22 protein-coding genes and 1 pseudogene are annotated in these 22557 nt (G+C 73.2%); 10 read left to right on the forward strand and 13 right to left on the reverse strand.

Translation table 11 applies throughout. From position 1 onward, the window contains the following. The first annotated feature begins 428 nt into the window (after positions 1 to 428). Complete coding sequence (locus tag ACFYYJ_RS39565) at positions 429 to 734, forward strand: hypothetical protein (RefSeq protein WP_389139509.1); 306 nt, start codon at positions 429 to 431, stop codon at positions 732 to 734. Positions 735 to 742: 8 nt separating this feature from the next. Here ACFYYJ_RS39565 and ACFYYJ_RS39570 read toward each other — a convergent pair whose 3' ends face one another. From ACFYYJ_RS39570 to ACFYYJ_RS39580, 3 genes are all read right to left on the reverse strand, one after another. Further along, positions 743 to 1387 carry a GAP family protein gene (locus ACFYYJ_RS39570; RefSeq protein WP_389139602.1) on the reverse strand — a complete coding sequence of 215 codons (645 nt, stop codon included), beginning with the start codon at positions 1385 to 1387 and terminating at the stop codon, positions 743 to 745. A gap of 176 nt (positions 1388 to 1563) precedes the next feature. Then, positions 1564 to 2151 (reverse strand): hypothetical protein, encoded by a 588-nt coding sequence (locus tag ACFYYJ_RS39575; protein WP_389139511.1) that lies wholly within the window; start codon positions 2149 to 2151, stop codon positions 1564 to 1566. After that, positions 2148 to 2375: a hypothetical protein gene (locus tag ACFYYJ_RS39580; RefSeq protein ID WP_385367083.1), complete on the reverse strand. Its 228-nt coding sequence runs from the start codon at positions 2373 to 2375 to the stop codon at positions 2148 to 2150. Before ACFYYJ_RS39580 ends, ACFYYJ_RS39575 begins: the two co-directional genes overlap by 4 nt. Positions 2376 to 2675: 300 nt before the next feature. On the opposite strand from ACFYYJ_RS39580, the pseudogene ACFYYJ_RS39585 reads away from it, so the two are divergent. Then, positions 2676 to 3766 (forward strand): annotated as a pseudogene (locus ACFYYJ_RS39585) (mechanosensitive ion channel family protein). A gap of 311 nt (positions 3767 to 4077) precedes the next feature. Here ACFYYJ_RS39585 and ACFYYJ_RS39590 read toward each other — a convergent pair. Next, positions 4078 to 5706 carry an FAD-dependent monooxygenase gene (locus tag ACFYYJ_RS39590; RefSeq protein WP_389139513.1) on the reverse strand — a complete coding sequence of 543 codons (1629 nt, stop codon included), beginning with the start codon at positions 5704 to 5706 and terminating at the stop codon, positions 4078 to 4080. 120 nt (positions 5707 to 5826) lie between these two features. Further along, a complete protein-coding gene (locus ACFYYJ_RS39595; RefSeq protein WP_389139515.1) occupies positions 5827 to 7302 on the reverse strand; it encodes an MFS transporter in 1476 nt (491 codons plus the stop codon). 20 nt (positions 7303 to 7322) lie between these two features. Between ACFYYJ_RS39595 and ACFYYJ_RS39600 the strand changes: the two genes are divergently transcribed. Then, positions 7323 to 7952 carry a hypothetical protein gene (locus tag ACFYYJ_RS39600; protein ID WP_389139517.1) on the forward strand — a complete coding sequence of 210 codons (630 nt, stop codon included), beginning with the start codon at positions 7323 to 7325 and terminating at the stop codon, positions 7950 to 7952. A gap of 80 nt (positions 7953 to 8032) precedes the next feature. Here the strand turns inward: ACFYYJ_RS39600 and ACFYYJ_RS39605 are convergent, their stop codons facing one another. Both ACFYYJ_RS39605 and ACFYYJ_RS39610 read right to left on the reverse strand, forming a co-directional pair. Further along, on the reverse strand, positions 8033 to 10291 hold the full coding sequence (locus tag ACFYYJ_RS39605; protein ID WP_389139519.1) for a heavy metal translocating P-type ATPase: 2259 nt from the start codon (positions 10289 to 10291) through the stop codon (positions 8033 to 8035). A gap of 91 nt (positions 10292 to 10382) precedes the next feature. Further along, positions 10383 to 10691 (reverse strand): cation transporter, encoded by a 309-nt coding sequence (locus ACFYYJ_RS39610; protein ID WP_385131381.1) that lies wholly within the window; start codon positions 10689 to 10691, stop codon positions 10383 to 10385. Between the two features lie 175 nt (positions 10692 to 10866). Here ACFYYJ_RS39610 and ACFYYJ_RS39615 point away from each other — a divergent pair, with 175 nt between their 5' ends. The 3 genes from ACFYYJ_RS39615 (at position 10867) to ACFYYJ_RS39625 (ending at position 13126) form a co-directional block, all read left to right on the forward strand. After that, entirely contained in the window at positions 10867 to 11874 is a 1008-nt protein-coding gene (locus tag ACFYYJ_RS39615) for a hypothetical protein (protein ID WP_389139522.1), read from the forward strand. Positions 11875 to 11961: 87 nt separating this feature from the next. Next, positions 11962 to 12870, forward strand: coding sequence for an allantoinase PuuE (gene puuE, locus ACFYYJ_RS39620; protein ID WP_389139524.1), 909 nt, complete (start codon positions 11962 to 11964; stop codon positions 12868 to 12870). Positions 12871 to 12940: 70 nt separating this feature from the next. Then, positions 12941 to 13126 (forward strand): hypothetical protein, encoded by a 186-nt coding sequence (locus tag ACFYYJ_RS39625; protein ID WP_389139526.1) that lies wholly within the window; start codon positions 12941 to 12943, stop codon positions 13124 to 13126. A gap of 34 nt (positions 13127 to 13160) precedes the next feature. Here the strand turns inward: ACFYYJ_RS39625 and ACFYYJ_RS39630 are convergent, their stop codons facing one another. Both ACFYYJ_RS39630 and ACFYYJ_RS39635 read right to left on the reverse strand, forming a co-directional pair. After that, positions 13161 to 14108 carry a MerR family transcriptional regulator gene (locus tag ACFYYJ_RS39630; protein WP_389139528.1) on the reverse strand — a complete coding sequence of 316 codons (948 nt, stop codon included), beginning with the start codon at positions 14106 to 14108 and terminating at the stop codon, positions 13161 to 13163. Between the two features lie 34 nt (positions 14109 to 14142). Then, positions 14143 to 15033, reverse strand: coding sequence for a LysR family transcriptional regulator (locus ACFYYJ_RS39635; protein ID WP_389139530.1), 891 nt, complete (start codon positions 15031 to 15033; stop codon positions 14143 to 14145). A 143-nt stretch (positions 15034 to 15176) separates the two neighbouring features. On the opposite strand from ACFYYJ_RS39635, the gene ACFYYJ_RS39640 reads away from it, so the two are divergent. From ACFYYJ_RS39640 to ACFYYJ_RS39650, 3 genes are read left to right on the forward strand one after another with little or no spacing between them, the layout of a single operon-like run. After that, positions 15177 to 15662 (forward strand): cupin domain-containing protein, encoded by a 486-nt coding sequence (locus tag ACFYYJ_RS39640; RefSeq protein WP_389139532.1) that lies wholly within the window; start codon positions 15177 to 15179, stop codon positions 15660 to 15662. Beyond that, positions 15659 to 16540 carry a PhzF family phenazine biosynthesis protein gene (locus ACFYYJ_RS39645; RefSeq protein ID WP_389139534.1) on the forward strand — a complete coding sequence of 294 codons (882 nt, stop codon included), beginning with the start codon at positions 15659 to 15661 and terminating at the stop codon, positions 16538 to 16540. Before ACFYYJ_RS39640 ends, ACFYYJ_RS39645 begins: the two co-directional genes overlap by 4 nt. 33 nt (positions 16541 to 16573) lie before the next feature. After that, entirely contained in the window at positions 16574 to 17431 is an 858-nt protein-coding gene (locus ACFYYJ_RS39650) for a DUF4396 domain-containing protein (protein WP_389139536.1), read from the forward strand. 41 nt (positions 17432 to 17472) lie between these two features. On the opposite strand, the gene ACFYYJ_RS39655 is transcribed toward ACFYYJ_RS39650, so the two are convergent. From ACFYYJ_RS39655 to ACFYYJ_RS39670, 4 genes are all read right to left on the reverse strand, one after another. Next, on the reverse strand, positions 17473 to 18204 hold the full coding sequence (locus tag ACFYYJ_RS39655) for an SDR family NAD(P)-dependent oxidoreductase (protein WP_385366499.1): 732 nt from the start codon (positions 18202 to 18204) through the stop codon (positions 17473 to 17475). 167 nt (positions 18205 to 18371) lie between these two features. Beyond that, the gene (locus ACFYYJ_RS39660; RefSeq protein WP_389139539.1) at positions 18372 to 20201 is read right to left on the reverse strand and encodes an IPT/TIG domain-containing protein; all 1830 of its coding nucleotides are present in this window, start codon (positions 20199 to 20201) and stop codon (positions 18372 to 18374) included. 199 nt (positions 20202 to 20400) lie between these two features. Next, positions 20401 to 20877 (reverse strand): prealbumin-like fold domain-containing protein, encoded by a 477-nt coding sequence (locus ACFYYJ_RS39665; RefSeq protein WP_389139541.1) that lies wholly within the window; start codon positions 20875 to 20877, stop codon positions 20401 to 20403. Positions 20878 to 21037: 160 nt separating this feature from the next. Next, positions 21038 to 21724, reverse strand: a complete 687-nt coding sequence (locus tag ACFYYJ_RS39670; RefSeq protein WP_389139543.1) for a 2-phosphosulfolactate phosphatase — start codon at positions 21722 to 21724, stop codon at positions 21038 to 21040. 92 nt (positions 21725 to 21816) lie between these two features. Here ACFYYJ_RS39670 and ACFYYJ_RS39675 point away from each other — a divergent pair, with 92 nt between their 5' ends. Next, on the forward strand, positions 21817 to 22533 hold the full coding sequence (locus ACFYYJ_RS39675; RefSeq protein WP_389139545.1) for a VanZ family protein: 717 nt from the start codon (positions 21817 to 21819) through the stop codon (positions 22531 to 22533). The last annotated feature ends 24 nt before the right edge of the window (positions 22534 to 22557 follow it).

The raw sequence follows: 22557 nt of genomic DNA on the forward strand, positions 1-22557 counted from the left end.
GCATGCGTGAGCCACTCACGCGAAGGAGAGGGGATCGGTGGGCGGCGGGTGAAGCACCCGTGCCGCCCGGCGACTCATCCAGTTCTACCGACGGCCCCGGGCCCTGGCAACGACCCCGATTACTAGCCTGCCTCGCAGCACCGGCCCGACGACCATGCCACGAGACGGCGAGGAGGGGGCCGGGCGGGACGTCTCGGGACTACTAGCCCGGTTCGTATGTGACGTGGGTCCTGTGGGGCGCCTCACCGCCAGGGGACCCGAATGTCACCGAGTGCAACAAGTCGCACACCTTCAGGGGGCGCTCGATGCATCTGCACCGGCGTGCTCGGCCGACTGCCGAGCGCGGAGTTGCCGGGCCCTTCGGCCAGTGCTTGCTTGGACGGGTAGAGCCCCCGGACCGCGGGGGCCGCCTCGTACCAGGAGGACCCATGAAGTTCGCGCAGATCATCGACTTCGAGACCGACCGCGCCGACGAGATGCGCGACCTCATCCGTCAGTACGAGCAGACGGCCCGGACGGAAGGCCGCAAGCACGCCCCCACGCACCGCACCCTGCTGCGCGACCGGTCCAACCCGAACCGCATTCTGGCAGTGGTCGAGTTCGATTCGTACGAGGACGCCATGGCCAACAGCAACGCCCCGGAGACGGCCGAGCTCGCCAGGCAGCTCGCGGCCCTCTCCACGCGGCCGCCCGCCTTCACCGACTGCGACGTGGCGGAATCCTCGGACCTGTAGCGGACCGGTCAGGCGACGAGCGTGTAGATACTGCTGCCCATCAGCCAAAGACCGGCCAGCAGCGAGAGGGCGACGATCAGCTGGTCCTGGTGGTGCTCGAGCCGGCTCCGCAGTGCGTTCAGCCGGGCCTGGGCGGCGTCCGGCGCCCGTACGGCGTACAGCTCCATCACCAGGAGGCTGAGGGTGGCCAGCAGGCAGTAGGCCGTCAGGGCGAGCCAGTCGGAGAGGGAGGAGAGGTCGGCGTCGACGGCCGTGGCGGCGCCGGCGCCCACCAAGGCCCAGGGCTGGAGCAGCCAGGCGAGTGCGGCGGTCGTGCCGAGCGAGGCGTCGTCGATGCGGGCCGTCCAGGCCGGTGGCTTGCGCGGGCGCGGCGGCTGCCGGTAGTGGTGGACGCCGAACAGCACCAGGCCGACGCCGATCGCCAGCTTCGCCGCGACCGCGGCGGTCGACGGCGTGCTGTGGTGGACGGGCGGGGTCCCGCCGGTCAGCAGCACGACGCAGGCGATCACCACGACCAGATTGGCCAGCCAGGACAGCAGGAACGTGAGGCCCTTGCGAACGCCGCGGCGCGACGCGAGCAGCAGGATGAAGCCACTGTTGTGCAGCGGGCCGAGGGTGATGGCCGTGCCGATCACGACGAGGTCGACGACCATCGGCACGGCCACTCCCGGGGGTGAAGGCCGCCCGGTGTCCCCGGACGGGCATTTCGCGCGGGCGTGCCCGGCGAGCAGGGGTTCCGGCGCCTGCGTGGTGCCGCGTCCCGACTCTGCGGCCCCCGGCCCGACGGGTCAAGCGGGCCACGCCGGTGCGCGCCGACCGTGGTGACGACCTAGGAGCCGGGGTTCACGGGCCTCTTGTAGTACCGCCACGGGAACCATCCCGCGCCGACCGGGATCCAGCCTTCGGACTCCATTCGCCGGTGCCGTGCGAGGGAGGGGAGCGTGACTCGGCAGTGTTCCCAGGGGTGGCCGGACGCCTCCACCTCGTGGAAGAACGGACCGTAGCCGACCATGTGCCAGCCGTCGCGGCCCGCCTCGTCCAGGGCGGCCATCTCGTTGAACGCGGTCAATCCTCCGAGGGTGCGACGCTTCGGGGCGTTCGGTCCCCCGGCGGCCGGCGCCGTCGCGCCCGCGACCTTGGCCGCGAAGCGCTGCTGGGCGGCCTGGCGGCTCACTCCCAGGACCCGACCCACCGTGTCCCAGCTGTGGCCGGCGGCCCTGGCGCCCTGGACCGCCTCACGCAGCAGCCGGCTCGCCTCCTCTGCACCGACGCGCGAGGCGTCCACCAGGCGCAGGTACCCGTGGGCGTCGTGTTCGAGCGAGTCGGCCAGCCCCTCGGGGGCGCCGAGGACGGCTGCGGCGATCCCTTCCCGGATCCGGTCCATCTCCGCCGGGTGGAGCAACGGTTCGTCACTCATCGGCGCAGTCCGGCAAGGGGTTCGAGGGCGTCGAGGACCGCCTCGTCGCGGCGCGCCTGCTCGGCGGTGTTGCGGGCAGCCGCTCGGGCGGCCGCCCCGGCCGTGCAGGCGATCAGTGCGAGGCCGACGACGATCAGGACGACGGTGACCCAGGGGCCGAGCCGGTCGTCGAACATCACCGTCACGGCCGGCAGGCTCACGGCGAGCGGCAGCACGGCAGCCATGGACGTCGTGGCCGGAAAGAGGTCCCGGTGTCGGGCCCTTGAATTCAAGATCAACATGCGTCAAGGAAACCTTGACGTCGCCGACTTGTCAAGAATTCCTTGACATCGGCGTCCGGGCCCACGTGCGGGGGCGTGTTGCCCGTGGGGCAGGATGGCAGCCCGGGTCGAGTGCGCACACCTGCTCGAACGGGGCTCCGTACAGCACGATCTGACAGGTGAAGAAGTGACGACACGACACATACGTCGGCCGGCGGCCCCGCTCGCCGTGCGCCCGATCCCCCTCACTCCGGAGGGGGCCCTGTGAGCCGGGACCTCGTCCTGCACGACTGGGTGGTGGCCGCCATCGCGATGGCGGCGGGTGTCGCGGCCGGGTTGCTGCTGCGCGTGCTGATGCGGTGGCTGGGCGGGCACGCGAGCAGGACGGCCTGGAGCGGGGACGACATCATCGTCGACGCGCTCCGCACGCTCGTGCCGTGGGCCGCCGTCATCGGGGGCGCGGCCGCGGCGGCGTCGGCCCTACCGCTCACCACGCGGGTCACGGGGCTCGTGAACGATTCGCTGATCGCCGTGCTGATCCTCATCGCCACGGTCTCGGCGGCCAGGGGCGTCGCGGGGCTCGTGCAGTCTCTGGCGCAGTCCCGCACGGGAGTGGCCGGATCGGCCACCATCTTCGTCAACATCGCCCGTGTCGTCGTACTGACCATGGGTGTGCTCGTCGCCCTCGAAACCATGGGCGTGTCCATCGCGCCGCTGCTCACGGCACTCGGCGTGGGTGGTCTGGCGGTCGCCCTGGCGCTGCAGGACACCCTGGCCAACCTCTTCGCGGGCGTGCACATCCTCGCGTCGAAGACGGTGCAGCCCGGTGACTACATCCGGCTCAGCAGCGGTGAGGAGGGGTACGTCGTCGACATCAACTGGCGCAACACGTGGTGCGCAACCTGTCGAACAACCTGGTGATCATCCCCAACGGCCGTCTCGCACGGACGAACATGACCAACTTCACCCAGCCGGAACAGAAGCTGTCGATCCTGGTCCAGGTGGGCGTCGGGTACGACAGCGACCTGGAGCACGTCGAGCGGGTCACGCTGGAGGTCGTCGACGGCGTGATGGCCGATGTGTCGGGCGGGGTCGCCGATCACGAGGCCCTCGTCCGCTTCCACACGTTCGGGGACTCCAGGATCAACTTCACGGTGATCCTGGGCGTGAGCGAGTTCAGCGACCAGTACCGGATCAAGCACGCGTTCATCAAGCGGCTGCACGAGCGGTACCGGGCCGAGGGCATCTCCATCCCCGCGCCCAAGCAGACGCTCTCGGTCGAGTCGTGGGGTGCGTCGGTCCCCCACCAGCGCGAGGCCGAGGCCTCCGTGCTGATGGGGAACGGGCGCGATTAGCGCGGTCCGCCCCCTCGGCGGGATACCCGGGCTGAGGGGGCGGCATCGTCGCGGGGGGCGATCGGCTCGATTACGGCTCGTCCTGCTCGTCCGTTTCGTGATCGGCGTTCTGCTCGGGCCTGTTTCCCCGCATGCTCGCGTAGGAACTGCGCGCCGGAGGGTGGTCGGCGGATCGGGCCGGCGCTCCGCACGGCAGCTCAGCGCCGGACAATCCGGCGGCGCCGTCGCTCCGGGCCCCGGACAATGAGCGCCATGACAGCGCCCGCCGCATCCCGCATTGACCGAGCCGTGTCGGGCGTACGGCTCGCCGGTCAACGCCGGCCGGTCGTAGCGGTGATGGCGCCGAGGGCGTCGTGGAGGGTGTGGTCGTTCGGCGGGCGGTCGTGCCAGCGCGCGGCGACGTGGCCGTCGGGGCGGACGAGGAGTGCTCCCTGCGTCGGGAGGCCCCAGGCCTGCCCGTGCCCGTCGGTGAGGGTCTCGATGCGCAGTGGCCATGGGGTGGCGGATTGCCGTTCCCACGGGACGGGGTCGGCGGTGAGCAGGGTGAACCACTCGCCGAGGGTGTCGAGGGTGGAGCGTTCGGGTGTGAGCCACAGGTGCGGCATGCGGTGGCCCGGCTCTGCCGTGGGGACGTAGTCCGCGGTCGTGCTCGTGCCGGCCGGCTCCGGTGGGGTGCCATCGCCGGAGAGGACGGCCTCCGAGCGGTAGGCGACGCCGAGCACGAGGCCGAGCTGGGCGAAGTACTCCTCGGCCCAGGGCAGTTCGACCTGGTTGGAAGCCGTCGCCGCTCCCGCTCGGAGCTCCTCGCGGCGCCTGCTCTGCACTTCGAGTGCGAGCTGCGTGTTGGCGACTGCCTGACCGAGCGTCAGGTGGGCGACGGGCAGTCGCTCGGTCTCGTACGTGTCCAGCACACCCGGTCCGGCCCACCCCCGGAGGACACCGGCCAGTTTCCAGCACAGGTTGTGCGCGTCCGCGACGCCGGCGTTCATGCCCATGCCGCCGAAGACCGGGATCGCGTGGGCGGCGTCTCCGGCGAGCAGGGTCCTGCCGTGGCATAGGCGTTCGGCGACGAACGCGTTCATCACCCAGTGCTGAACGCGCAGCACATCGGCCCGTACGTCGGCCCGGGGGCCGAGGGCGCGCGAGACTAGGCCTGGCCAGTCGGTGCTCCCGGTGTCCTCGGGCGTGGGCCCGAACCAGGCCCAGCCGCCCTCGGGGTAGAGCGGGGCGAACGCCCCGTGCGCGGTGAAGTAGACGCCCGCGGGCTGTCCGTCGGACCAGCGGCCGAGATCGGCTTCGAACACGACCGTGGTGAAGGCCGCCATCGCCCCGGGTCCGCTGGTTTCGATGCCGAGCCGTTGCCGGACGGTGGAGTTCGCGCCGTCGGCGGCGAGTACGTAGCGGGCGCGGACGCGGCTCTGTTCGCCGCGCTGGTGGTCGACGAGTACGGCGGTGACGCTCCCGGGCCCTTCGGCCAGGCCGACGAGCTCCGTGCCGAAGCGCAGCGGCCCGTCCGCCGCGGCCAGGAGGGTGGGTTCCAGGCGGTCCTGCGAGGTGACCACGCCGATCACGGGGCTTTCGGGGATCGGTGCGTCGACCCCCACCATCGCGGCGCTGGCGAAGTCGCTGTCGTAGAGGGTGTCGCGGAAGCGGACGCGGCCGAACTTCGGCGGGAACGCGCGGGCGGCGATGTCGGCCTCGAGGCCGAGCCGGCGGAAGATCTCCATCGAGCGTGCGTTGACCAGGCGGGACCGGGGGAACGGTGACAGTTCCCGGTGCTTCTCGACGAGCAGGGTCCGTACGCCCCAGCGCTCCAGGAGCGCCCGCGCGGTGAGCCCGACCGGCCCCCCGCCGACGATCAGCACGTCCGCCTCGATGTCGGCCTCGATGTCGGCCTCGTTGTTCGCCTCTTTGTTCGCCTCGGGGTTCGCCACGGGCATGTCGGGGTCCTCCCGCTCACCTCGGTCCGGCAGGGCACTCGCTCGCCGACGGCCTGGTCACTGGCGCCCGGCACGCCGCATCCGGTCATCCCACCCCGCCCGCACGGGGATCGACCGCATTCACCCGCGGGGCGGCGCGGCGGCGGGCCGGCCCTTCGGCAGGGCCGTGGCCGCGAGAAGGAGGGCGATGCCCAGGGCGCAGCTCGCGACCACGAAGGCGCCGGGGGTGGCTTCGGCGCTGACGATGCCGGCCTCGTCCGCCGCGTCGCTGTTGATGCCGAGGACCACGGCTCCCGCGCCGGCCAGGCCGAGCGCCCCGCCCAGTTGGCGGAGCGTCTGCCGGACGACGGACGCGTCGGGCCGTCGGTCCGCGGGGACCGCGCGCATCATCTCGGCGCTCAGGGCGGGGACCGGCAGCCCCATCCCCAGCCCGGCGAGGATCATCCCGGGGACCAGCCAGCGGTACTCCCCCGTCGGCAGCGCGGCCGTCCAGGCCACAGCACCCGATGTGGCGGCCGTGAGGCCCAGCAGGACGGGCACCCGGATCGACCGGGAGCGGTCCAGCAGGTACCCGGACAGGAAGGTGCCCGTCGTCAGGGACGCGACCAGGGGGATCAGGGCGGTCCCGGTGGCCGGGAGCGACAGGTGCAGGGCCTGCCGCAGGAACAGCGTGCCGTGCACGACCACGATCAGCTGCGCGGCCTGCACCAGGAAGGTGAGCGCCACTTCCACGGCGTACGGGCGGATGAGCAGCAGCCGCAGGTCCACGAGGGGCTCCGGGGAGCGCAGGACGAGCCGTACGGTCAGGGCCAGCGCCGACGCTCCCGTCACCAGGGCGGTGAGGGTCCTCGGATCGGTGACGCCCCGGATTCCGCACTGGTAGAGCCCCCAGACGAGCAGGCCCAGCGAGAGGATCACGGCGAGGGGTTGGCCCGCGGCGAGCGTGCCGCTCCCGGCCTCGTTGCGTACGCGCGCCCGGCCGATCACCCAGAGGGTCAGCGCGCCGACCGGCACGTTGACGAGGAAGACCGACCGCCATCCGAAGAACACGATGAGGACCGCCCCCACCACGGGCCCCATGACGAAGAGGATCTGTGCCAGACCCGCGTACGCGGCGAGCGCCCGGCCGCGTTCCCGCTCCTCGTACACGTCCGCGATCAGCGTCGTCGCCACCGGCAGCATCAGCGCGGCGCCCATGCCCTGCACGGCCCTGGCCGTGAGCAGGTACGCCTCGGCGGCGTCACCACCCGGCGCGAGGCCGCAGAGCCCGGAGGCGACCACGAACACGGCGGTCCCGCACCGGAAGGTGCGCAGGAGGCCGAAGTGGCGTGAGGCCATGGCCCCGACGGGCGTGAACGCGGCCATCGCCAGGCTGTAGACGAGCACCACGGCGTGCATGACGAAGGTGGTGAAGCCCAGGCTCCGCGCCACGGGGTCGAGGGCGACGGCGACGACGGGCTGGTCCAGCATGACCATGCCCCCGGCGCAGCCCATGGCGGCGACGACGAGGTGGGGTCGAGGCGGGGCGGAAGGTCCGGCGGAAGGACGACGGGCGGGCGACACTCGTTCCCAACGAGCGAGGGTCCTGTACGACATGGCCGTGCAGGATGGGGGTCATGAGTTTCACCGTGCATGCCCGCCGCGTCCGTGACGAGCGTCTGAGTCCCGCCCGGCGCGGCGCGGCGCTGGGCAGTGCGATCGTCCTGTACGGCCCGTTCGGTTTCACCTGGACCCACTCCTACCTGAGCCGGTTCGGGGACACTCGCCGCGACCCGCGGGCCATGGTGGCGGCGCTGGCCGCCCTTGAGCGCAGCAGGGACGCGCGTACGGCCGAGTGGGCGGAGTTCTCCCACCGGCGGAGCAGGGAGAAGCAGGAGGAGCACCGCCGTACGCCGTCGGCCGCCGACCGGGCCTGGATGGCGGCTCCCCGGTGGCCCGGGCCGGACCTGCACCGTGCCCACCGGGCGATGGTGTTGCGGTGGTCGTGCCTGCCCGCGCCTCCGCCCGCGGAGCTGCGCCGTGAGGGGCTGACCGACCTGGAACGGGCAGTCGTCGCACAGGTGGACGCCTACCTGTCGGCGGACCGGCCGAACCCGGAGGCGGGAGCGGTACTGGGCGGCTTGCTGCCCGCTCTGCGGGCGGCCGCGGCGCGGACGCGGGGCGCGCGGACGAGCCGGCCGGCGGCACGTGCCGACCGGCTGCGGATGATGGCCGAACTCGTCCACTGGGACCGCCCATCCCGCTGACCTTCCCGCCGGCGGGGTGGGCACGGCGAACCGCCCCTTCGCGGAGTTCGTGCCGCGGAGGGGCGGTGTTCTGGGCCGTCCTAGTTGCCGGCGGCCCGGAAGCTCCGTAGGCGGAGGCTGTTGCCGACCACGAAGACCGAGGAGAAGGCCATGGCCCCTCCGGCGATCATCGGGTTGAGCAGTCCGGCCGCGGCGAGCGGGAGGGCGGCGATGTTGTAGGCGAAGGCCCAGAACAGGTTCGAGCGGATCGTGCCGAGGGTCTTGCGGGCGAGGCGGATGGCGTCGGCCGCGGCCCGCAGGTCTCCTCGTACGAGGGTCAGGTCGCCCGCCTCGATGGCGGCGTCGGTGCCGGTGCCCATGGCCAGCCCGAGGTCGGCCTGGGCGAGTGCGGCCGCGTCGTTGACGCCGTCGCCGACCATGGCCACGCTGCGACCTTCGGCCTGGAGTCGCTTGACGACGTCGACCTTGTCCTGCGGCATCACCTCGGCGATGACCTGTTCGATGCCGACCTCGGCCGCGACGGCTTCGGCCACGGCCCGGTTGTCGCCGGTGAGGAGGATGGGGGTGAGGCCGAGGGAGCGCAGCCGCCGGATCGCCTCGGCGCTGGTCTCCTTGACGGCGTCGGCGACCTCCAGGACGGCGCGGGCCTCGCCGTCCCAGGCCACGGCGATGGCGGTACGGCCGGCCGCCTCGGCCCGCGCCTTCGCGCGCTCCAGGTGCACCGGCAGGTCGATGGCCCACTCGGCGAGGAGCTTTTCGCGCCCGACGAGGACGGCGTGGCCTTCCACGATGCCCTGGACTCCGAGGCCGGGGACGTTGGCGAAGTCCTCGGGGGTGGGCAGGGTGCCGGCCTTGGCGGCCGCGCCTGCGGCGACGGCCTGGGCGATGGGGTGCTCGGAGGCGTGCTCCAACGCGCCCGCGAGGCGCAGGACTTCGGTCGCGTCGGTGTCGTCGGTGGTGTGGACGGCGAGGAGGGTCATCCTGCCGGTGGTCACGGTGCCGGTCTTGTCGAGGACGATGGTGTCGACCTTGCGGGTGCTCTCCAGGACTTCGGGGCCCTTGATGAGGATGCCGAGCTGCGCGCCGCGGCCGGTGCCGACCATGAGGGCGGTGGGGGTGGCCAGGCCCAGGGCGCAGGGGCAGGCGATGATCAGGACGGCGACGGCCGCCGTGAAGGCCGCCGTGAGTCCGGCGCCGGAGCCGAGCCAGAAGCCGAGGGTGGCCAGCGCGAGGCCGATGACGACGGGTACGAAGACCGCGGAGATCCGGTCCGCGAGGCGCTGGGCGGCGGCCTTCCCGTTCTGGGCGTCCTCGACGAGCTTCGCCATCCGGGCGAGCTGGGTGTCGGCACCCACGCGGGTGGCCTCGACCACGAGGCGGCCGCCGGCGTTCAGGGTGGCGCCGGTGACGGGGTCGCCGACGCCGACCTCGACGGGCACGGATTCGCCGGTGAGCATGGAGGCGTCCACGGCGGAGGAGCCCTCGACCACGATGCCGTCGGTGGCGATCTTCTCACCGGGGCGGACCAGGAAGCGGTCCCCGACCTGGAGTTCGGCGGTCGGCACGGTGACTTCGCGGCCGCCACGCAGCACCGTGACCTCCTTTGCCCCGAGTTCCAGCAGCGCCTTGAGGGCGGCGCCGGCCTTCCGCTTGGACTTGGCCTCGAAGTAGCGGCCGGCCAGGATGAAGGCGGTGACTCCGGCCGCCGCCTCCAGGTAGATGTTGCCCGCGCCGTCGGTCCGGGCGATCGTGAACTCGAAGGCGTGGGTCATGCCGGGAGTGCCGGCGGTGCCGAAGAACAGCGCCCACAGCGACCACAGGAACGCGGCCGTCGTGCCCACCGAGATCAGGGTGTCCATGGTGGCCGCGCCGTGCCTGGCGTTGGTCCAGGCGGCGCGGTGGAAGGGCCAGGCCGCGTAGGTGACCACGGGCGCGGTCAGGGTCAGCGAGAGCCACTGCCAGTACTCGATCTGGAGCGCCGGGACCATCGCCATGGCGATGACGGGGACGGCCAGGGACACGGCGGTGACGAGGCGTTGCCGCAGCGGGCGCAGTTCGTCGTGGTCCCCCGCCGGGTCGGCGGCGTCCCCCGCCTCGTCCGTACGGACCGGGGCGGGTTCGTGCGCGGTGTAGCCGGTGGCCTCGACGGTGGCTATCAGCTCCGCGACGGACACGCCGTCGGCGTCGAAGGTGACCTTGGCCTTCTCCGTCGCGTAGTTGACGGTGGCCTCGACCCCGTCCATGCGGTTGAGCTTCTTCTCGATGCGGGCGGCGCACGAGGCGCAGGTCATGCCGCCGATGGCGAGTTCGATCTCGGCGGCGCCGACGGTGGTGGTCATGGGTGCTGCTCCTCGTTCGTGCGCGGGAGGGGTGGGAACGGGCCGGGGCCCGGGCGGACGGGCCCCGGCGAGGGGACGGTCGGGTCGGGTGTCAGGCGGCGCGGCCGGTCGGCTCGTAGCCGGCGTCGTCGATCGCCGCCGCGATGGCGTCGTCGTGGGGCTCGCCGACGGTGGTCACCGTGACCAGGCCGCCGGCCAGGTCCACGTCGACGGAGACGACGCCGTCGAGGGCTCCGACCGAGGTGGTGATGGCCGTGCGGCAGTGTCCGCAGGTCATGCCCGAAACGCGGTACGCGGTGCTGACGGTCGGGTCGGCGACGGCAACGGCCACGGCGGTCGCCGCACCGGCGGTCGTGCCGGCGTTCGTGCCGCAGGTGCCTTCGGGAGTACAGCAGGACATGGTTCTCTCCATTCGCTCTGATACCTGGAGGGGGTATCGGTTTGGACGCCCTCAGGTATACCCCCCATGGGTATCACGCACAAGGGACCCGATCGCTTGACTTGATACCCCTGGGGGGTATGGTGACGAGCGTCGGCAGCCGCCGGACCCCCACCCCTCGCACGGGAGAGCAGAGATGAACACCGGACTGAAGATCACCGCCTTCGCCGCCGCCCTCACGACCGTCTTCGGAACCGCGTACGGAGTCGGCAAGGGCGTCGGCCCGATGGGCACCCCGGAGCGGGCGGAACACCCGGGTCACTCGGCACAGGCGAGCGCGCCGGGCGCGTCGGGCGCGGGCGCCGGAGCCGACGCGGACGCGGACGCGGACGGGCATGGCGGCCACCCGGAAGCGGCCCGGGCTTCCGCACCCGGCGGGCTACAGGTCTCGGACGCCGGCTACACGCTGTCCCTGGACACGAGGCAGGTCGGGCCCGGCCCCGCCGAGATCAGGTTTTCGATCAAGGACCGGGACGGGCGCAAGGTCACGGCGTACAAGACCGAGCACGGAAAGGAGCTGCACTTCATCGTCGCCTCGCGCGACCTCACGGTCTATCGCCACCTCCACCCGGTCCGGGAGGCCGACGGGACCTGGTCGACGCCGGTGGACCTGCCCGCGGCAGGCGGCTACAAGGCCTTCGCCGACTTCACCCCGGCCGCCGACGGCGCGAAGGGCGTCACCCTCGGCGCGGATCTCGCCGTACCCGGCACGTACGCTCCCGCCCCGATGCCACCGGCGACCGGGACGGCGGAGGTCGATGGCTACGACGTCACCCTGGGCGGCACCCTGGACCCGGGCAAGGCCGGCGAACTCCGGCTCACCGTCGGCAAGGACGGAAGGCCCGTCACGAACCTGGAGCCCTACCTCGGTGCGTACGGCCACCTCGTCGCCCTGCGCGACGGGGACCTCGCCTACCTCCACGTCCACCCCAACGCGGGCGGCCCGGGGCCCGAGGTCTCCTTCACCGCCACGGCCCCGAACGCCGGGACGTACCGTCTGTTCCTGGACTTCCAGCACGAGGGCAAGGTCCGGACGGCGGCCTTCACCGTGCAGGCCGGCGGGCCCGCCGGCGCCCCGAGCGCGCCCGCAGCCACCGGCTCCACCGGCTCCACCGCCGATGAGCCCGGCGGGCACTCCCACTGACCGCACGCCTGCTCCGTCCGGGAGCGAACGGCCGAGTCGGGGCCGCCACCCGTGGGCGCGCGCCCCATCGGCGGTAGGGTGCGCCCCGTGTCCGAGCATCAGCGCGATCTCACGGGTTACGGCGCCGAGCCGCCGCACGCCGCCTGGCCCGGTGGCGCCCGGGTCGCCGTCAGTCTCGTACTCAACTACGAGGAGGGCGGGGAACAGAGCGTCCTCGAAGGGGACGCCGCCTCCGAGGGGTACCTGCACGAGATCGTCGGCGCGCCGCCCGTGGTCGGCGGACGGGACCTGAACGTCGAGTCGATGTTCGCCTACGGCTCGCGCGCCGGTTTCTGGCGCATCCACCGCACCCTGGCGGCGCACGGAGCGCCCCTCACCGTCCACGCCGTGGGCCGGGCACTGGAGCAGAACCCGGACGCGGCGCGGGCGATGGGCGGTGCCGGGTGGGAAGTGGCGGGCCACGGCTGGCGGTGGATCGACTACCGGCACGCCCCCGAGGACGTGGAACGCGCCGACATCGCCCGCTCGGTCCGTAGGATCGAGCGGCTCGTCGGACGCCGGCCCGTCGGGTGGTACACCGGCCGCACGAGCAGCGCTACGCGGCGGCTCGTCGCCGAGGAGGGCGGCTTCCTCTACGACTCGGACGACTACTCCGACGACCTGCCGTTCTACGTGGAGGCGGCCGGCCGACCGCACCTCGTGCTTCCGTACAGCCTCGACACCAACGACTTCAAGTTCCTGATCGTGCACGGCTTCACCACCGCCGACGACATGCTCGCCTACCTCGTCGACGCGTTCGACGCGCTCCATGCCGAGGGCGCCGACCGCCCGCGCATGATGAGCGTCGGCATGCACTGTCGGATCATCGGGCGGCCCGGCCGCATCCGCGCCCTGGAAGGCTTCCTGAAGCACGTCGAGCGGCGCGGCGGCGCGTGGCTCGCGACGCGCGAGCAGATCGCCCGCCACTGGCTCACGACGCACCCGCCACCGCGCTGAACCCCGGGGCCGAACGCCCTCAGCCCGGCCGCCCCGTGTGGAAGAAGGCCGTCAGCACGGGTGCGAGGGCGTGCGGATCGATACCGTGGTCCTGGCCCGGGAGGAAGTCGCCTCCCAGGCCGCCCAGACAGGAGTGTTCCGCTCGGACGAGACCGCCTTGGACATCCGCACCCCCGTTCTGCCGTCAACACGCGGGACGTTGCGCTTCGGAGGCAGCGTGGGGACCTGGGTACGGATGAACAAGATCATCGACTGATCGGCCGGCCGGAGCGCCATGCGGCCCGCCGCGGCTATGCCACTTGACCGCCCCTCAGGGCCCGGATGAGCCAGGGGTGCACCGGGGTCAGGTTCGGGACCACCTGCCAGCCGTTGACGATCCACACGAGCCGCCAGTACCGATCCACCCGGGGATCGTGGAGCTCCTCGAACCGCCGGGCCAGCCAGTCCCGGAACGCGGCGTCGGGCGTGCGGTCGAACGTCTCGGCGAAGCGGTGCACGAGGTCGTCGATGATCGGTCCGGCGCCTTCGCCGAGCGGGTCGATGCCCGACTCCATGGCCCCGGCGACCTCCCGGCGGACGAGGTCCATCAGCTCCTCGCCGGCCTCGCCCTCGATGCCGGACCCGCCTCCGGTGGCCTGGTGCACGGCCGTACGGCGCATCCGCGCCCGGAAGTCCTCGTCACCGACCAGCTCGGCGAGCTCCACCCACGCGGCGACCTGCTCGCCGGACGGGTCGTCGGGGAGTTCGGGAGTGGCGGCGCGGAGCATGGACGTCGCGGTCCTCGTGCCCTCCTCGCTGTCGCGACTGCCGAACGTGTCGTCCATGAAGTCGTCGATCAGACGGCGGCGTTCCTCGCCGGACAACCGGGTGAGCCTGTGCATGAGTTTGATCTCCTCGGGTCCGGCCCCGCTCGCGGCGACGGCTCGCAGAACGCTCCGGCGCAGCTGCAGCGCCCGGATGCGGGCGTCCACGGCATCGGCGTGCGCCGCGGCGACCTCCGCCACCGAGAGCTCGCGGTCCAGCACCCGCCGGCTCGTGGCCAGGTCCATGCCCAGCTCGCGCAGGGTGCGCAGGAGTTCCAGACGGAGCAGTGCGTCGAGGCCGTAGAGCCGGTATCCGGCGGGGCTTCTGGTGGTCGGCGCCACCAACCCCGCGTCGGAGTAGAACCGGATGGTCCTGACGGGCAGGCCGGTGCGTCGGGAGAGTTCCCCGATCGAGCAGAGGGTCGTGGCGTCCATGTCTCCCACTCTGCAGTCTCCAGTCACTGGAGACTCAAGGCCGTGACCCGGCGGCGGGCAAGGCCGCCAGCAGCCTGCGCAGTACGGGGGCGGGCGGTCCCTCCGGAACGGCTAGCCATGTCGTCAGGGCGGGGCCCGCGAGGGGTCGTACGGCGATGCCGGGGAAGTCCGGAAGCCCGGTCACCTCGTAGAAGAGGGTCCAAGACGGTTCGGCCGCCGAGGCGATCGCCGCGAGGGTCTCGGTCAGGGTGGTGAAGCGGGGGCCCAGTGGCGGCCGCCCGCTGCCGGCCGCGCGCAGCAGGTCCGTCACCAGGTCGTGGAACGGTGGGTTCGCCGGCCGTTCCACGAGACGGAGTGGCAGTTCCGCGAGGTCGGCGAGGGTGAGGGCGGGCCGCGCCGCCAGGGGGTGACCGGCAGGAACGGCGGCGTACAGCGGATCCTGCCAGGCCTCCAGGAGGCTGACGCCGGGCGGCGCGAGCGGCTCGCCCCGTACGAAGGCCGCGTCGAGCTCGCCGTCGCGCAGGAGCCGGAGCCGTTCGGCCGCCGGGACGTGGCGCAGGGCGACCCTGAAAGCCGCGGTGTCGTCCGCGAGGCGGTGGAGGAGCTGGTTCGTCCGCTCGCCGGGACCCCTGACGGGGCCCAGCCGGAGCAGCCCGGCGGATCCGCCGGCGAGTTCGGCGGCGAGGGTCCGGGTGCGGTCGGCCGCCTCCAGTACGGTCCGGGCCTGCGGCAGGAGCGCTTCGCCGTGGGCCGTCAGAACGGTCTGCCGGGCGCCCCGGTCGAACAGCACCAGTCCGAGCTGTCGCTCCAGGCGCCGCACCTGGGTGCTGACCGCGGACTGGACGATGCCCAGGCTGTCGGCCGCCCGGCCGAAGCCGCCCTGTTCGGCGACCGCGACGAAGTACCGCAGCTGTCGCAGTTCCACGCTCGCGCTCCCCCAGTACGACGAGGCCTCCCCGGCCGGCCATCTCGATCCCAGATGGCCGTGATCCTCAACCGGTTCTGGCCGCACGGTTGTTCCCGGGGTCGAATGGGGTCGTCAGCCGTCGTGCTCGAGGAGGAGCGACCGTGAACCCGTTCGTCGTACGGCCCGAGGAGGCCGAACCCGTCGCACTGCCCGGAGGAGCCGGCTTCCTGCTGCTCGCGGATGCCGCCGACACCGGCGGGGCGGTGGGCGCCAATCTGCTGAAGCTGGCCGCCGGGTCCGACGGCGCGGGCCCGCACCACCACACCCGGTCGACCGAGGTGTTCTACGTCGTGGCCGGCACCGCCTGGTTCCGGTTGTTCGGCGCGGACGGCACGGACGGCACGGACGACGACCGGGTGGAGACCGTGGGGGCGGGTGGACTCGTGGTGGTCCCGCCTGACACCGTCCACGCCTTCGGGGCCGCCCCGGGACGGGAAGCGGAGCTGCTCGTGCTCCTCACCCCGGGAGTCGACCGCTTCGGATACTTCCGGGCCCTGGGACGAGTCAGGCGGGGTGAGGAACCCTTCGACGTGCTCCTCCCCGAGCAGGGGCGCTATGACGTCCGCTTCGCCGCGGGCCGCGCATGAACCTCGTCCGCGCCTGTCTGCGCGACGGCGTCGGTGGCAGCCCCACCGCCGTGGTGGAGGACGACGGAGCGCCGAGCGACGAGGACCGCCGGCTTGTGGCCGCGGAGCGGGGAACCTCGCACGCGGTCTTCCCGCGTGTGCCGCGCCGGGGCGCGCCCGGGCCGTCCGGGGTCCGCGTCCGCTTCTTCACCTCCGAGGGCGAGCTGCCTGCCTGCGGGCCACGGTACGGTCGCCGCGCCGGCCTTCCTCGCCTCCCGAGCGGGGACCGGGGCCGGGCCCGGGCCCGGGTACCGGGCCACCCTCCGTACGTCCGCTCGCGCGTTCGACGGCTGGGTGGTGCGGAACGGGGCGTACTTCTCCGCGAGCTTCGACCCCGGCCCCGTCGGACTTCGTACTCCCACGGCTGCCGAGCCGGACCTCGCGCTCGCGCCGCTCGGCGCCGCCGCGGAGGCTGCCGCCGCGGGGGGACGGGTGGCGGGGGTGGGCCGGGAGCGGCTGATGGTGCCGTCGCGAGCCGCGCCGCGCTCGCCGCTTTGGACCCGGACCTCGACGGGCTCCGGGACGCGTGCGACCGGCTCGGCCTGCCGGGCGCGTACGCCCATTCGCCGCCCTCGCCGACGGGTGGGCTTGCGGCCCGGATGTTCGCACCGTCCATCGGGGTCCCGGAGGACAACGCCAACGCGAACGGCACCGCCCGCCTGGCCGCCCTCCTGGCGCGGCGGGGCACCACGCGCATCGCCGTCGACATGGGCGATGCGGTGGGCAGCCCCGCCACCATCACCGCCACGGCACGTCCCGGGCCCTCGGGCGTCCGGATCCGCGTGGGGGGCACCGCCACGGCCGCCGGGCTCCGAGTGGCCGGTCGCCCGGAGGCCTGACAGGCTGTCGGGAGTGATCGACAGGAGGCGTCCGTGCTGCTCGAAGGCGTGATGCTGCTGTGGTTCCTGCAGGTGGCCGTCGCCGTGGTCTTCGTCGCCGTCGACATCCGCAGGACGCCGGAAGCGACGGTGATGAAGTGGGGCTTCGTCATCATCACCGCCTTCAGCAGCCTGTTCGGAGCGCTGATGTACGTACTGAGCTGCCGCGAGCCGCTGCCCGGCACGCACGAGCAGTACGTGGCGGCCAAGTGGCGTCAGGTCGTCGGCTCCACCATGCACTGCGTGGCCGGCGACGGCGTCGGCATCCTCGTCGCGGCGGTGATCACCTACAACCTGGGGCTCCAGCCGTGGGCGGAGCTGCTGTGCGAGTACGCCCTGGGCTTCCTGTTCGGTTGGACCGTCTTCCAGGCCCTCTTCATGAAGGACATGTTCGGCGGCTACCGCACATCCCTGAGGAAGACGTTCATGGCGGAGCTGCTGTCCATGAACGCGGTCATGGGCGGCATGACCGCCGTCATGAACCCCTGGATGACGAACACCATGCCCCACCCGAGCCCCACGGAGCCCACCTTCTGGTTCATCATGTCCATCGCCCTGTGCGCCGGCTTCCTGGTGGCCCTGCCCATGAACTGGTGGCTGGTGGACCGGGGCCTCAAGCACGGGATGATGACCGTCCGCGACGCGGAGCCGGTGCCGCTTGCCGCGGGAGCGGCCCTGGCCGGCGCGACGCTCTCCGGCGGGCCGGGCCCCGCGGCGGCCGGAGGGCACGACCACGGCACGATGCGGGCCGGGGTCGGCCGCCGCGAGCTCGCCGTCATGACGGTGGTCAGCTTCCTCGTCTTCGGCGCCGGAGTCCTGGTCGCGGGGGTTTTCGGGCATCTGACCATGTGATCCTGCCGCATCGTTCCTCCGGGTCGAACGGACCGCCCGCCTCAGACCTGGCGCGCGCCGCCGTCCACGAAGAGTTCGATCCCGGTGATGTAGCTGCTCTCGGGTGAGGCGAGGAACAGTGCGGCGGCGGCGACCTCCTCGGGGCGGCCGGGGCGGCCGAGGGGGACACGGGCCGTCGCCTCCTCGATGACCTCGGCGGGGGCCTGCGCCAGGGACGGGGTGGCGATCGGGCCGGGACTGAGCGTGTTCACGCGGATGCCGCGGCCGGCCAGTTCCAGGGCCATGCTGCGGGCCATCGAGCGGACGGCGGCCTTCGTCGCGGCGTAGACGCCGAAGCGCCGGGACCCGGCGGAGCCGGCCGCCGAGCCGAGCAGGATGATCGAGCCGCCGTCCCGGAACAGGGGCAGTGCGCGCTGCACGGTGAAGAAGGCCGCCTTGAAGTTCAGGTCCGTCGTCAGGTCGAACTGGTCCCCGGTGAGATCGGCGAGTCCGGCGGGCCGGCCGCCCCCGGCGTTGGCCACCAGGACGTCCAGGGGACTGCCCGAATCCGCCACCGCCGTGTAGAGGCGGGCCAGGTCGGCCTCGCTGGTCACATCACCCGGGACGGCGGTCACCGAGTCTCCCAACGCGGCTGCGGCCCGGGCGAGTTCCGTCTCCCGTCGGCCCGTGAGGAAGACCCGCGCGCCCTCCCTGACGAAGCGTGCGGCTATCGCCAGGCCGATGCCGGACGAACCGCCCGTGACGACCGCGACCTTGCCGTCGAGTTGTCCCATACGTCGTCCTCCGCGCTGTGGGCCCTGGCGTAGCGGGCCGGGGTGCGCCCGAGGGTCGGGCAGCGGCCCGACGAAGTCAAGGCATCCCCCGCGCGGCCGCGGCCCCGCGAGCCGGTGGGCTCGCGGGGCCGCGGGGGCGTGCGGGACCAGGTGCGGTCCGGGGAGGATCAGGGACAGGTGGCCAGGAGGACGGAGACGACCGTGCAGGAGGCGGTCGCGCTGTCGTTGAGCGTGTTGGGGTCGGTCGGGGCGGACGCCGTCCGGGTGGCGGTGACCGAGACGCGGCCCAACGAGAGCAGGCTCAGCGGTACCCGGAACGTCTTGGCCGAGGCGCTGCCGGCGGCGATCGTGCCGTAGACGCAGGTCACGGTGGTCCCGAGGGCGGTGCATCCCGGGGACGGCGATCCGGCGGACGAGCCCGGCGGCAGTGTCGCCGTGATGGTGGCCGAAGTGACCGTACCGGGGCCGGTGTTGTGGGCGGTGAGGGTGTAGGTCAGGTACGGGACGAGGAGGCTCAGGCCCGGCTGCGCGGTCAGGTCCACGTCGATGTCGGCGGGCGGGAGCTGGTACGTGTACCGTCCGGCGGCGGCCACGGCGCTGGTGCCGCCGGGCGTGGTGACCTGTACGTCGACGGGGCCCGCGGCGTGCGCGGGTGCGGTGGCCGTGCACGCCGTGGCGGTGCAGGACAGGGCACCGGCCGGGTTGCCGGGGCCGAAGGTGAGCGAGGTGGCGCCGCCGAGGCCGGTGCCGGTCACCGTGACGACGGTACCGCCGTCCGTCGTGCCCGTGGACGGGCTGAGCGAGGTCACCGCGGGTACGGGGATGTAGGTGAAGCGGGCGGCTGCGGACGGCGCGCTGGTGCCGCCGGGGGTGGTGGCCCGTACGTCGACCGTGCCGGTCCCGGCGGGTGCCGTGGCGGTGCAGGAGGTCGGGGTGCAGGTGACGCCGGTGGCGGGATCGCCCGCGCCGAAGGTGATGACGGCGCCCGCCAGGTTCGTGCCGGTGACCGTCACCGCGGCGCCGCCCGCGGCGGGTCCGGTGGCCGGGCTGACGGCGGTGACCGTGGGCGCCCGGTGGAACGCGAACACGACGCGGCCGTCTCCGGCGTTGGCGCCGTTGGCCAGGGTGACCGGTGCGCCGGGGACCGTGCCCGAGACCAGGCTGGATCCGCCGCCTCCGCCGCCGCCTCCGCCGCCGGTTGTTCCGTACCGGCCGCCGGCTCCGCCCCGGCCTCCGCCGCCGTACCCGGCGCCGCCGCGCCCGCCGGCGCCGGTCGGGCTGAAGACCCCTTGCGCGGCCGAGCCTCCGGCGGCGTTCGGGTAGCCGCCCGGGGAGCCGTTCGCGCCCTCGTTGTCGGTGCCGAACCCTCCGGTCCCCGCCGCTCCGCCGGTGGTGTCGGTGCCCGGGCCTCCGCCCGTACCGCCCTGCGCGTCGGGAACCTGGCCGTTGCCGTTGGCGCCCGCGCCGCCGCTGTCACCGCCGGCCGCTCCCGGGTAGGCCGGGGAGCCGATGCCGGCTCCGCCCGCGCCGCCGCCCGAACCGGCCGTCAGCAGGGGGGCGCCTGCGTCCGTCGTCACCGCGACGAGGGCGCCACCGGAGCCGGGCGCGCCGAACTGCGCGTTCGCGGCCGCGTTGGCGCCGCGTTTGCCGACGGTGACGTTGAAGGTCTGCCCGGGAGTCACGGGTACGGTCGCCACGAGGTGCGCGCCCTTGCCGCCCGGTGTGCCGTCGTAGGCGTTGCCGCCCCCGGCGCCGTCGAGGGTGACCACGGCACCGGACATCTCGTCGGGCACGGTGAGGCTTCCGGAACCGCCGGCCGTGCAAGTGATCGTGGTGACGGCATCCGCCACGACCGGCGCGGCGCACACCCCTTCGGCCGCCGCCGGACCCGCCAGGACCGTCAGGCCGCCGGCGGCCAGCGCGGACGACGTGGCCACCGCCAGGAGGCGGCCCCGCCACCAGGGTCTCGGTCCGCGCGGCACGGCGATCGATGACATGAAGTCTCCCCCTCGGAGCCGGTATCGAGGACCGCTCGCGGAGCGGCGGCCCGGTGACGACTGCGGAAGCATCGCAGCGGCGGGCGCGCGCCGGGCGCGAAATGCCGGATCGTCACTTCGGCCCCGTCGGAAAATCCGACAGAGAAACCGGATCGGCTCGTACGTGCGAATACTTCGTGCCGGAGGAGTGGATTCCGGGTCAGCCGGATGCCGGGAGGTTGTCGACGATGACCGTCACGCCCTCCTCGACGGTTTCCGGCGAGAGCACCAGCGGGCCGACCGCAGGGTTCACCGGGAGCTCGTACCCGGGCGGAGCCTGTGTCTCCAGCCAGTAGTACACGCCGAGCGGCATGCTCCGGGAGCACACCCCGTCGGCCCCGGTCGTGCAGGGGCCCCCGATGTCGGTGTCCGGGTCTGCGCCGGTGGTCTGGAGACCCGGGATGCCGTTGGTCTCCTCCCACAATCGGAAGACGGCGCCGGGCAGCGGCAGGCCCGTGAGCTCGTCCTCCTTGATCACGGTGACCGCACCCGTCTCGGGCAGGCCGGGGCCGTCGCAGTCGTGCGGGCCGTGCGGATCGTGCGGGGAGCCGGCCGGAGGGCACGGAGGTCCGCTGGGGGGCGCCTCCGCCGCCACGGCGTACGAGGGGGCCGCGGCGAGCAGCGCCGCCGTCGCCATGACGGTGAACCATGGGCGCCACGAGGCCCGGGTCGGGCGAAGTCCAGGAAGTGCCATGGCACGACTTGACCAAGCCGGGTGGGTGGAGCGCACCGGCGACACTCCCCCGCCACGGGCTTCCGTCCGCAGGACCACCCGGACGGGTTCGGGGTGACGGGGGTCAGCCGACCCGGGGCACGTCGTACCGGCGGAGGACCATGAGCGAGTCCTCCGGGGCCGCGACCATGGCGAAGGGGAACCGGTCCAGCTCCAGGCAGAGCGCGACGTCGTCGGGGTGGGTCCCTTCGCGCACCCTCTCGGCCAGCTCGGCGGCGGCGCGCGACCCTGCCGCGCGGCGGAGGAACCCGGCCGCATCCGGCCCGGCCCCGGTGGCCCGCCCCGCGATGTACTGGGCGCAGGCCAGGTCCTCTTCCGCCCGTCCGTCCTCGCCGGTGACCACGAACGTGACGCTGTCGCACCCGCGTGCGCGCAGCAGCCGGGCCGTAGCCTCCGCCACCACGAAGCCGGCGCACAGCACCAGCGGGGAGTCCTTGACCGCGAGGGCGCCGACCGTCCCCGCGGTGGTCTTCTGCACCACGGTCCGTCCGCCGAGGTCGGCGGAGCGCAGCAGGCCCGGCGAGTTGACCATCTCGAACCCGGGCAAGGGCGGTCCGTCCTTGAGCGCCACCCAGTCCGGGTGACGGGCCTTGAGCTCGCGTACCTCGTCGAGCGATTCGGCGAGCACGATCTTCTCCGCTCCCCGGTCGAAGAGCCAGCCGGCCACCGTGAAGGCGCGCATGACGTCGACCACGACCGCCGCGGACGGGGCTTCGGCCAGTTCGGGGATGCCGAGGAATCGAGTGTCCATTCAATCATGATCGCGCACGGCCGGGCGGTGTATCGCGGGCATATGGAAAATCGCATACGCCGCCGCAACGGCCGTCCGGCTCCCATGGACGCATGGACCACAGCGCATCCCCACCGGCACCGGCCCGCCGCACGCGCCGGATCGTGTTCTCCGGCATCGCGATCCTGGGCGTGGCGGGCGCCCTGTTCGTCGTGCGGCGGCCGCTGATGATGTCCGCCCCGATGTGCACGGCCGGGCGGTGGCACGGCTGTTTCGACACGTTCAACGGCGTGGTGCTCATGACGCTGGTCGCGCTGCCGTTGGCCCCGTTGGTGGCGTGGCTCCTGGCTCACCGCCGGCGCGCCGCCGGTGTCGCATCGGCCTGGCGGCTGTCGCTCGCCGAAGTGGGCATGGTGCACGGGACGGTGCCGTTCGTGTGGCTGACCATGATGCCCGGCTCCGGGGCGGGCGTCGTCCCCGGCCGGGTGAGCCTGTTGCCACTGCGGGACCTGGTCACGATGGGCCCGCTCGGGATCGTCGGGAACCTGCTGGTCTTCGCGGCGCTGGGCTTCTTCGCCCCGATGCGGTTCGCGGCACTCGCGTCCCCGCCGCGGATCCTGGCGCTGGGGGCGGGCTGCTCCGTCCTGGTGGAGGTCGCGCAGTACGTCCTGCGGCTGGACCGGGTGTCCTCCGTGGACGACGTACTGGTCAACGCGGTCGGCGCCGTGCTGGCCGGGTTGGCGTCGCGCCGCTGGTGGCGCACCGCGGCGCCCGCCCCGTCGGACCGGCCTCACCCCGCCTCGGAACCGGCACTGGAGCCGGTGGGCTGAGCGGTGTCGCCACGAACGTCGGAT

Source organism: Streptomyces sp. NPDC002467, assembly GCF_042889825.1.
Lineage (GTDB): Bacteria > Actinomycetota > Actinomycetes > Streptomycetales > Streptomycetaceae > Streptomyces.

Bases quoted from the DNA above. Each gene is read 5' to 3' on its own strand.
- ACFYYJ_RS39575 (WP_389139511.1), bottom strand. From the start codon at position 2,151: ATGAGTGACGAACCGTTGCTCCACCCGGCGGAGATGGACCGGATCCGG.
- ACFYYJ_RS39600 (WP_389139517.1), top strand. From the start codon at position 7,323: ATGAGTTTCACCGTGCATGCCCGCCGCGTCCGTGACGAGCGTCTGAGT.
- ACFYYJ_RS39615 (WP_389139522.1), top strand. From the start codon at position 10,867: ATGAACACCGGACTGAAGATCACCGCCTTCGCCGCCGCCCTCACGACC.
- ACFYYJ_RS39605 (WP_389139519.1), bottom strand. From the start codon at position 10,291: ATGACCACCACCGTCGGCGCCGCCGAGATCGAACTCGCCATCGGCGGC.
- ACFYYJ_RS39645 (WP_389139534.1), top strand. From the start codon at position 15,659: ATGAACCTCGTCCGCGCCTGTCTGCGCGACGGCGTCGGTGGCAGCCCC.
- ACFYYJ_RS39580 (WP_385367083.1), bottom strand. From the start codon at position 2,375: ATGGCTGCCGTGCTGCCGCTCGCCGTGAGCCTGCCGGCCGTGACGGTG.
- ACFYYJ_RS39610 (WP_385131381.1), bottom strand. From the start codon at position 10,691: ATGTCCTGCTGTACTCCCGAAGGCACCTGCGGCACGAACGCCGGCACG.
- ACFYYJ_RS39655 (WP_385366499.1), bottom strand. From the start codon at position 18,204: ATGGGACAACTCGACGGCAAGGTCGCGGTCGTCACGGGCGGTTCGTCC.
- ACFYYJ_RS39660 (WP_389139539.1), bottom strand. From the start codon at position 20,201: ATGTCATCGATCGCCGTGCCGCGCGGACCGAGACCCTGGTGGCGGGGC.
- ACFYYJ_RS39570 (WP_389139602.1), bottom strand. From the start codon at position 1,387: ATGGTCGTCGACCTCGTCGTGATCGGCACGGCCATCACCCTCGGCCCG.
- ACFYYJ_RS39590 (WP_389139513.1), bottom strand. From the start codon at position 5,706: ATGCCCGTGGCGAACCCCGAGGCGAACAAAGAGGCGAACAACGAGGCC.
- ACFYYJ_RS39670 (WP_389139543.1), bottom strand. From the start codon at position 21,724: ATGGACACTCGATTCCTCGGCATCCCCGAACTGGCCGAAGCCCCGTCC.
- ACFYYJ_RS39595 (WP_389139515.1), bottom strand. From the start codon at position 7,302: ATGTCGTACAGGACCCTCGCTCGTTGGGAACGAGTGTCGCCCGCCCGT.
- ACFYYJ_RS39565 (WP_389139509.1), top strand. From the start codon at position 429: ATGAAGTTCGCGCAGATCATCGACTTCGAGACCGACCGCGCCGACGAG.
- ACFYYJ_RS39675 (WP_389139545.1), top strand. From the start codon at position 21,817: ATGGACCACAGCGCATCCCCACCGGCACCGGCCCGCCGCACGCGCCGG.
- ACFYYJ_RS39630 (WP_389139528.1), bottom strand. From the start codon at position 14,108: ATGGACGCCACGACCCTCTGCTCGATCGGGGAACTCTCCCGACGCACC.
- ACFYYJ_RS39665 (WP_389139541.1), bottom strand. From the start codon at position 20,877: ATGGCGACGGCGGCGCTGCTCGCCGCGGCCCCCTCGTACGCCGTGGCG.